This is a genomic window from Bartonella sp. AA1HLJMS, from assembly GCF_042197445.1.
Classification (GTDB): Bacteria; Pseudomonadota; Alphaproteobacteria; order Rhizobiales; family Rhizobiaceae; genus Bartonella.
Genome location: NZ_JBHIRW010000043.1, coordinates 1 through 7772 on the forward strand (window position 1 = coordinate 1; position 7772 = coordinate 7772).

General features: G+C 37.6%; 2 protein-coding genes and 1 pseudogene. All 3 read right to left on the reverse strand.

The window, feature by feature from the left end; translation table 11 throughout:
- Positions 1-1631, reverse strand: a pseudogene (locus tag ACFIQE_RS08070) (hypothetical protein); the annotation flags it as partial.
- 1186 nt (positions 1632-2817) lie between these two features.
- Positions 2818-6390, reverse strand: a complete 3573-nt coding sequence (locus ACFIQE_RS08075; protein ID WP_375707500.1) for a YadA-like family protein — start codon at positions 6388-6390, stop codon at positions 2818-2820.
- Between the two features lie 1106 nt (positions 6391-7496).
- On the reverse strand, positions 7497-7772 hold a 276-nt coding region (locus ACFIQE_RS08080), incomplete at its 5' end, for a YadA-like family protein (RefSeq protein ID WP_375612590.1).

The window sequence follows — 7772 nt, forward strand, 5'->3', positions numbered from 1 at the left end:
GCTGAAGCCACATCTGTATAGCTCTCCTCACTCTCAGTTCCATCAGATTTTACTGTTTTAATCGTGAACTTAGGTTTACTCCATTTACCATCCTCATACTTAGCTCCTCCACCCAAAGATTGTGCAACTTTATCACCTAACCCATGAAGCTGATTACCCGTTACAGCATCCGTTGAAATAGCAGAAATATCTCCATTTTGGAGAGATGTAATCTTGCTGTTTTCTTTCTTGTCTCCATGTATCGCTACAAACGCACCTTTAGACTTATCCCACAACAAAGCATCATTTTTAGCAGCCGTAATGTCCTTTTCAATCTCTTTGCTAATTTCATCCTTAATATTATTAAATTTATCTTTAACATTCTCGAATGAAACACCAACACCGGCAAAAGCAGATGCGACATCGTTATAACTCGAGTCAGCAACACTGCCATCAGATGCAAATTTTTTAACCGTAAATGTAGGAGCTGTCCAAGCGCCATTTTCATACTTAGCATTACCACCCAAAGATTGTGCAACTTTATCACCTAGAGCATACAGCTGGTTACCCGTTACTGCATCCGTGGAACCATCCTTAATGACGCCATCTAAAAGAGATGTAAGCTTGCTATTGCTTTTGCTATCTTTCTCTCCATGCGTCGCTACAAAGGCATGTGCAGTGTCGCTCCATAATAAAGCATCACCATTAACCGCTTGAGTAATATTACTTAGTTTATCCTCAAACTTTTTAACCTCATTAGACAGATGAGTGTTCACATTCTTGACACTCGTATCAAGACCCGCAAAGGCGCTACCAACATCATTGAAGCTCGTCTTTCCCACATCACCATCTGCAGAAACATTAGAGATCTCGTAAGTCGGAGCTGTCCATGTGCCATTCTCATACTTAGCTTTACCACCTAAAGATTTTGCAACCCCAGTGCCTAACGTATAAAGCTGGGAACCATTTACTGCCTCGGTTGAGTTTTTTGAAAGATCACCAGCAGCAACACCCAAAAGAGTCCGTGCTTCACCTTTATTATTCGTAAAATCTATTTGAGTGTGTGGTGTCTCAGCACCAATAGTTATCGCATTTCCATCTCTAGCACGAGATGAGCTTCTCATAAAAGGAACGTTGTCTGCACTCTCATGCCGATCATCACCTTGCGATGGATTTTTTTGTTTCTCCCCAATAGCAGGGTTTTCCTTTATCTCAGTAAGCTGACGATTCCAACTTGTGAAATTAATACTAGAAAATGCATCCGCTACGTTCTTAGAACCTTCCTTAAAACCTTCCATCCCCGCAAATGCAGTATCCAAAGCAACTTTAATCTCAAATTTAATGTTAGATCTTAAGTTTTTGAAGGTATCTTCACTCCCCATAGATGTAGTGTTAATGTCAATATCTCTATACAGTTTGCTGCCAACTCTATAGGATAGCGGAATACCTTTAAGCACATTTGTACCACCACTAAAATCGTTTGATATGTTATCAAAAATCTGAGTAGCAGCAGAAACAGGAGAAACATGTGATAAAAGGATAATCACCGAAGCCACTGAAAGCGCTTTCATAAAAAGCAATCGATAAAGCGAGCAAGAATTTTTAAAATCACTCACCACTAGCGTTTTTGGTGTGGTATATAATTTTTTCATAACAAATTCTCCAAGTAAAAAACATATATTCAGAACATTAAAAAGACACATTTCAGCGCTAAAGGTGATTTAGGGGTATGGTATTTCCTTGTTCTTTATAAAGTTTGGGGTTTGTCGCAGAGGTCGACAGCGGTGGTTAGAACTTCGGTAAGGTTGCGGTTAACGTTGATCAATGATCCGATTAATAAGGTTTTGATTTTTCTCGCTTTTAAGTAGGGTGTTTTCTTGCAACAAAGTTTATGAATTTGAGGATGGGGAGAAAGATGAAATCGACATAAAAGAGACATATTTGCGCGCTACTGTTAGATACGTGGTTTATATTTTTTGAAATAAAAGAACTTATTTTGTGTGCTTAAAAAGCAATAAAGTTTTTATTGTTAGAGGTTTGGTTTGTTTGGTGAGTAGTTTAGAGTGTTTTTATGAGGTTATTGCGCTTTTACCGTAAGGGTAAGCGGTGCACTTTCAGCGCTTAAGAACTTTTTCTTTGAAGAGCTTAAAATACAGTTATGGTAGTTGTGTGATTTTTTCATAATTCATCGCACCTCCCTTTGCGAGAAATTTATTCTGTTTTTACTAGAATGAGTCTTATTGGGGACTCATTTACTCTTTTATAGACTATTAAGAAGAATAGCAAGAAGAAAATGAGTTTTATTATTTTAACAGAATGAGTCTTTCTCGTTTATGTAATCGTGCAATATCTTTATGATTTTAAAATTCATAGCTTTATTACATACTTTATAGGCTAGAGATTCTGCTTCATAGCTTGTTTGAGTTGTTCCCTTTTGAACAAAATGAGTCTTACTCATAATTGCGGCTACTGTTTGTGTACAGAGCAAATAAACAAAATAATAAAATGTGATTTTTGATTTTTTAAACATATCCCCCCAATGGATATTTTCTATCAGTGAAATTATAGAACGTACACTTTTAAAATGCTGTGCAATTACGCACTCTAGTAATTTATATGCAGATATTACTCTGAATTTGTAAAATTTTGGTTAAATTGATTCACTTCTCACTAAAATCAGCCTCACTAAGATGAGTACTGTAGAGCATATTGTTATGAGAGTTATAATTATAACTTTTTATGTAAAATATTACTTCTCTATAATAAAAAATTTCGCCCTTGCCTAATGAGACAAGGGCGAAATTTTGGTTAAATTGTCGTTTTTTGTATTCTCTGGTGTTATTTTAATTTCAGAGTTATTCCACCACCTACGCCCCACTGACCTCCGGCACTGGTTGCTGATAGATTAGAACGAATCTTGCCATCTTCAGAGGTATAACCTGCACCAATAGCAAAGGCAGATTGGCCACGCCACAAACCGCCAGCAAATGAAACACTCAAAGAACCTGGATCATCGAAGTAACGTAAGTTAGACACTGCTAAACCAATCGCTGCAGCTTGCCTTGCCTCCTTGCGCACATTCTTAATATCATAACTTAATGCTTCAAACTTCATATCAGTATAGAATTTTGCCTCGTTTCTTGCACTACCGACCTCCTTATTCGTATACTCGTGCGCATCATCAAGAACACTCTTCATCTGCTGTTGAGTGAAATCATACACCTCATTACCATTTACTGCTCTCTTAGAACCTGCTTCAACTCTGCCATCTCCTACATTATCAATCACGACCGGTTGACTTCCATCAGCACCTACTAAAGAGATCTTATTGGTCTTATGACCCGCTTCATCTTTATCATACTTAACGACGTAGAGCATTTCTTGGTCGATTTTGTCTACTTTCTGATCAAAATCTTTTGCCTTCTCTTCAAGACTGCTAACCCTTTGGCTAACGCGCTCAAATTGGCTTTCACTGATGTCGTCTTGAGAAGTGTCGTCTACAACACCGTTTTCTACATTAGTAATCTTACTCGCTACTCCTTTACGACTAACGTCATACGCTCCCTTTTCTTCATTAGCTAATGGTAATCTAGCAGCAGATGAGCTTTTCGCAGATGCGCTTCTCATAAAAGGAAAGCCGTCTGAAATATTATCACCATTTTGAGATGGTATATTCATTGGCTTGACAATATTGCTGTCCTTTATCTTAGTAATCTGATGATTCAAAGTTGTGACAGCATTATTAACACCAGCAAAGGCATCCGCGACACTGCTATATTTTATCTCAGTCTCATTACCCTTCTCATCAAAGGCTTTAACTGTAAAAGTAGGAGCGCTCCATTCTCCATTTTGATACCCAGAACCACCACCAAAATAAGCAGCAATCTGGTTGCTTATCGAATAGAGCTGTGCACCATTGATTGCATCGCTTGAGTTAACAGAAATATCACCAGCAGAAATGTCAAAAAGACGCCGACTTTTACCATTAGCATCCATAAAACTTACTTGAGTTAATGGTGACTTAGCAGCAATAGTTACCGTAGTTGGAGCCTTCACATCACCTAGGGCGCGAGACGATCTTTTTACAGATGCGCTTCTCATAAAAGGAAAGTCGTCTGAAATATTATCACCATTTTGAGATGGCTTAGTTTTTTCACCAGAACCGGTTTTCTTTATCTCAACAATCTCATGATTCAAAGTTGTGAAAGCACTATTAACGCCAGCAAAGGCATCCGCAACGCTCGTATACGTATTTTCAGTCTCATTACCATCCTTATCAAAGGCTTTAACTGTAAAAGTAGGAGGTACCCATTTTCCTTTTTCATTAACCCCAGCACCACCGCCAAAATAACTCGCAAATGCCTGAGTCATACGATAAAGTTGACCACCATTTATTGCTTCGGTCGAGTCTTTATTAAAAGCACCGCCCCTAACACCAGAGAGAATTCGTGAGGCATTAATGCTGTTTGCAATATCTATTCTATCGCCACCTTTGCTTCCACCAATCGTAATAAGCCCAGCGCTATTTTGTTTAATAAAACTATCACCTGTCACACTTTCGATCTTTTTATTAAGATTTGTAAAAGAACTGCTTACGCCAGTAAGTGCATCGGCAACATTTTCATAGTTATTTTCAGTCCCACTACCATTCTGATCAAAGACTTTAACCGTAAAAGTAGGGGCACGCCAGTTTCCACCTTCATCATATCCAGCATTATCACTAAAATAGCTAGCAACTCGATTGCTCATGGAATAAAATTGAGAGCCATTTATCGCATCAGTCGATGTTGCTGTAATCGAACCAGCATTAACACCAGAAAGAGTCCGCACCGCGTTATCAATATTCGCAATACTTACCCTAGCTCCACTTACTTTGCCACCAATGGTAATAAGTCCTGATGCCGCATCTTGCTTAACAAGACTATCACCTGCTGCATTAATGACTATATTCTCAATCTTTTTATCAAGATTCGTGAAAGAACTACTTACGCCAGTAAAGGCATCCGCAACATTCTTATAGTCCTTTTCTGCTCCATTACCATTTTTATCAAAGACCTTAACTGTAAAGGTAGGTGCACTCCATTTTCCATCTTGATAGCCAGCACCACCACCAAAATAGCCTGAAACTACATTGCTCATGGAATAAAGCTGAGAACCATTTATCGCATCAGTTGAAGTTGCTGCAATCGAACCAGCGCCAACACCCGAAAGAGTCCGCACCGCATTATCAATATTTGCAATACTTACCTTAGTCCCACTTACTTTTCCACCAATGGTAATAAGTCCTGATGTAGCATCTTGCTTAACAAGACTTTCACCTGCCGCATTAATGACTATATTTTCGATCTTTTTATCAAGATTCGTGAAAGAACTATTTACGCCAGTAAATGCATCCGCGACATTATGATAGTCCTTTTCAGTTCCATTACCATCCTTATCAAAAACCTTAACCGTAAAAGTAGGCGAACGCAAGTTTCCATCTTGATAGTCAGCACCACCACCAAAGGACTTCATAGCCACAATGCCCAATTTATAAAGCTGGGAACCATTGACCGCTTGCTCCGATACTAGATTAACTGCACCATCACGAACACCAGTAATAACCCGCGCCTCACGATAAGCATTTGTAAAGTCTACTACAGCGCCATCTTTGTTTGCACCAATTGTAATAACCCCTGCAGAATTTTGGCGAACAAATTGATCCCCGATCGCACTAAGGAATAAATTTTCAACCTTTTTATTAAGATTTACAAAAGAATCACCCACGCCAGTAAATGCATCCGCAACATTTTTATAGTGCTTTACAGTTCCCTTACCACTTTCCCCAACGACGTTAACCGTAAAAGTAGGAACTATCCATTCTCCATAGCAATCATATCCAGCACCACCACCAAAAGATTTCGCAATCGCAGAGCCCAATTTATAAAGCTGGGAACCATTGACTGCTTGATTCGATGTTGGACTAAGCGCAGCATCAGCAACACCAGTAAGAACCCGCGCTGCACGAGAATTATTTGTAAAGTCTACTACAGTGCCGCCTTTGGTCGCACCAACTGTAATAGTCCCTGCAGAATTTTGCTGAACAAGATGATTGGACGAGATTATCTGAAACTGCTGATAAACACCTTGGAACTCTCTATTTACCTTTTCAAACGCAGAGCCAACATCTCTATAGACACCACCGCTAATTATATAGGTTGGCGCAATACTTTTACGTATATTTGCACCTCCGCCAAAATACTGTGCTACATTACCCCAAAGATCACAAGCAAAAACAGGAGAAGCATTTGATAAAAAGACAGCTACTGACACTAATGAAAGCGTTTTAATAAAAGGTAATCGATAAGACGAGCAAGAATTTTTTAAATTACTCACTGCTAGCGTGTGTGGTGTGGTATATATTTTTTTCATAATAAATCCTCTAAGTAAAAAAAGATATTTAAAACATCAAAAAGACATATTCCGGTGCTACTAAGCTCCAGAGATTGTTTTTTCTTGTTTTATAAAAGATTAGGGTTGTCATAATGCGGAAGAGGACTATCTAAGATATCAATGAGATAGAAGTCGACGTTGATCGATAGTCCAATTAATGTGGTTTTTATTTATCCCCCTTTAAGGAGGGGTGTTTTTCTTCAGCAGAGCCTTTAAATTTAAAGGTGAAGAAAGGTGAAAAAAGTGTAGAAAAAACATATTTGTGTACTATTATTAGGGGTTGTGTGTTTAAGAGGCAATAAAATGTTTATTGCGGAAGGGAGTTAAGCTGTTTGTTGAGTAATTTAGAGCGTTTTTTGTAGGGTTATTGCGCTTTTGGCGTGAAAATAAGCGAGATATTCCTGAGTTTTATATTTATATCTCTTAAAGCTCTTTGAGATCAGATGATTGTGATTTTGTAATTTTGCCATAACTTACCGCACCCCGCTTTGCGAAAAGATTTCTAGTTTCTTTTAATTAATTTTTCGTACTCTATACAGATTATTAAAAAATAGCAAGGAAGAAATGAGACTTTTTATTTCTTTAAGAATACTCCTCGTGGATATTTCTATTATAAAATTATAAACTGTGTAGTTTTCAAATATTGTGCGGTTACACGTACTCTGTTAATTTATATGAAAACATCCCTCTGCATTTGTAGTTTTTTTTGTTAAAATGTTTCACTGTAACTAAAATTAGTCCCACTAAGATTATTATTACAGAATATATTATTATAAAACTTTACAAGTATACTACTCTATGAATTTCTGTGTAAAATATCACTTCTTATAAAATTTTTACCCTTGTCTGATGAGACAAGAAGGCAAAACTCTCTTAAAAATAAATATCGATTACTCAAATAATTCCTTTTGGAGGTGATAAATGATTTTTTCATATAAAATTTCACAAAAAATATATTTTTACTCGAAATACGCCCTTATCTTCTATTGCTATTCATTTATGATGAAAATAACTTTCCTTCTCTTTAAATGGCACATGTAACGCATTTGATAAGAGAAGGAAAATTTATTTCGAATTTTCTATTGTTAATTCAGTGTTACCCTAAATCCAGCACCTACACCCCAATGTCCCCCAGCACTCGTTGCAGATACGTTAGAGCGAAATCTTCCATTTTCAGACATATAACCAGCACCAATAGCAAGTGCAGATTGACTGCGCCATACACCCGTACCAAGTGAAAAACTTAATTTTCCCGGTGTATCGTCATAGCTTAAATTAGATACTGCTAGACCAATAGCAGCAGCTTGTCTTGCTTCTTTCCGAACATCCTGAATAGCATAATTCAATGTCTCAAACTTCAT

Coding starts and splice junctions, on each gene's coding strand:
- ACFIQE_RS08075 (WP_375707500.1), bottom strand. CDS start 6,390: ATGAAAAAAATATATACCACACCACACACGCTAGCAGTGAGTAATTTA.